Source organism: Photobacterium nomapromontoriensis, from assembly GCF_050336815.1.
Classification (GTDB): Bacteria; Pseudomonadota; Gammaproteobacteria; order Enterobacterales; family Vibrionaceae; genus Photobacterium; species Photobacterium nomapromontoriensis.
Window position 1 is genome coordinate 1 of the sequence record NZ_JAKJSL010000090.1, and the last position, 1,940, is coordinate 1,940.

General features: G+C 40.1%; 4 protein-coding genes. 2 read left to right on the forward strand and 2 right to left on the reverse strand.

Annotated features, from left to right (window positions below; genetic code table 11):
- Positions 1–222 (reverse strand): transposase (locus L4D12_RS25275; protein WP_428450574.1); only part of this gene is annotated, 222 nt, incomplete at its 3' end.
- A 43-nt stretch (positions 223–265) separates the two neighbouring features.
- On the opposite strand from L4D12_RS25275, the gene L4D12_RS25280 reads away from it, so the two are divergent.
- Complete coding sequence (locus L4D12_RS25280) at positions 266–1,195, forward strand: pesticin C-terminus-like muramidase (RefSeq protein ID WP_428450575.1); 930 nt, start codon at positions 266–268, stop codon at positions 1,193–1,195.
- On the forward strand, positions 1,192–1,575 hold the full coding sequence (locus tag L4D12_RS25285; RefSeq protein WP_428450576.1) for a hypothetical protein: 384 nt from the start codon (positions 1,192–1,194) through the stop codon (positions 1,573–1,575). The genes L4D12_RS25280 and L4D12_RS25285 overlap by 4 nt, the downstream gene beginning before the upstream one ends.
- A gap of 159 nt (positions 1,576–1,734) precedes the next feature.
- Here L4D12_RS25285 and L4D12_RS25290 read toward each other — a convergent pair.
- Positions 1,735–1,940 (reverse strand): hypothetical protein (locus L4D12_RS25290; RefSeq protein WP_428450577.1); only part of this gene is annotated, 206 nt, incomplete at its 5' end.

Genomic DNA, 1,940 nt, shown 5'->3' on the forward strand with positions numbered 1-1,940 from the left:
GACAATCGCCAGCTTGGTTTGCGCTGACCACGCTGACCACTGTTCTGAACTCGTATTACTATCTGGCACAACGGCTCCTGATTGTCGAAGTTGTTTTCGCCAATAATACAGCGTTGCCTCACTGATGCCTTCTTCTTTTGCTATCTCAGCGACAGAGCGAGACAACGGTGGTAACAACTTTCTCAAGATAGCTTCTTTTCTTTCTTGCGAATAACGAGACATATTTCCTCTGTTTCCGCCCCTCTAAATTGATTGATTTTTGACAGTGACAACTATCCTGACACAGGGGGGAACGTCGGCTTATTGGAGCTCTCCAACATCAGGTGGTTTCGGTAACTCGTATAATGAAGCGGTAGCTAACTACAATAAACAGCAAGCTCAGCTAAATAGTAGTACACCAACAACACCTTCATCCTTGCAAACTCAGTCGCATACTGTAGTTAAAGGGGACTCTCTATCTCAAATAGCCCAGAACAATGGATTAACACTTTCTGAAATAGTTCAGATCAATCCACAGTATAAAGGGCGTGAGCATCTCATTAATGTTGGTGACCAGGTCATTTTAAAGCCGGTACAAGGCAGCAGCGAAGTTCAAACAAGGAAAAAGGCCCTAACTCCATGTAGTAACTGCGGGAAGACCAAGTCTTGTACAGTTAAAATTGACTATGACTTCATATCGTCTCTTGAAGGCGGAATGATGCTTAAAGGGTATGCACCTGATCCAGAAGCAAATCAAAGTGGCGTAACAATTTCTGTTGGATTTGACTTAGGTGCCCGTAACATTCATGATCTAGAAACTTTGTCGTTAAACAAAAAGTTGGTAGACAAATTAACACCTTACCTTGGGCGTAAAAAGCAAGCTGCTGTCAATTTTTTGAAGGAAAACCCTCTTATAATCAGTAAAGAGGAAGCAGAAAAAATTTATACTACTACAAAAAAACTCGCCACATCACAATTAATTGATAGATATGGCAGTAAAAGCTCGATCAAGTTTAAATGTCTACCAAAACAAGCGCAGACAGTTATCGCCTCAGTAGCATATCAATATGGAAACTTAGAACGCAGAACAAAAGGATTTTGGAAACAATCCATTACACAAAATTGGGCAGACATGTATGAAAATTTGATGGATTTCCAAGACGTCTACCCAACAAGAAGATACAAAGAAGCAAAATTAATCAAGGAATTGTTATGAGATTTTTACTATCCGTTATTTGTTTACTCTCTTCAATTGGTGCACATGCCACAGTGTTCCCTCTAATAGATATATATAACCACCTTGATGTTACTACTTTTCGAAGCTCTCTAATGCCAGCACGTACAGATAATGAAAAGCACTTCTCCGAATTTGATACCGTTGCTACCCCACTATTTACAGAAAATAAAATCATTATGGAAGACGATGAGTGGTTTTATTCTATTGAAGTTAAAAAATCAGTAGACCTAGGAATTTATACCTGTTTTACTGACAAAGCAAAACAGGGAACATATAGCTCTAAAAGCTCCTTATTACTAAGGAAGTATGGTAAAGAATACATCGCTTTACACTTTGCGATAGAAGCATGTAACAAATAGTTTTTAAGAAAGGAAGTCTGCATTTGCAGAGTTCCTTTTTCACTCAAGTACAATCGTGGTAGAGCGGCCTGTTACCAGACCGACCCCACACAGATCCGGACGTGCGGAACTACCGCATCCGGCTCTTCAGTTATACGTTCACTCGTGTAAAACACGACCCTAATACCAATCAACAACCACAAATCGCTTGCTGACTTTCGGCTGCACAATATTGAAATATCCTAACATCTTCTTGAAATTACTCCAGTTATAACTTCGCCTTCCGCTGCGTCGGTTCAGCCATTTGTATAAACTATGCAGCACATAGTCATAGACGTATGACATGCTTCGGCTATTGTCTGGCAGTCCGAAATAATTCCTAAACC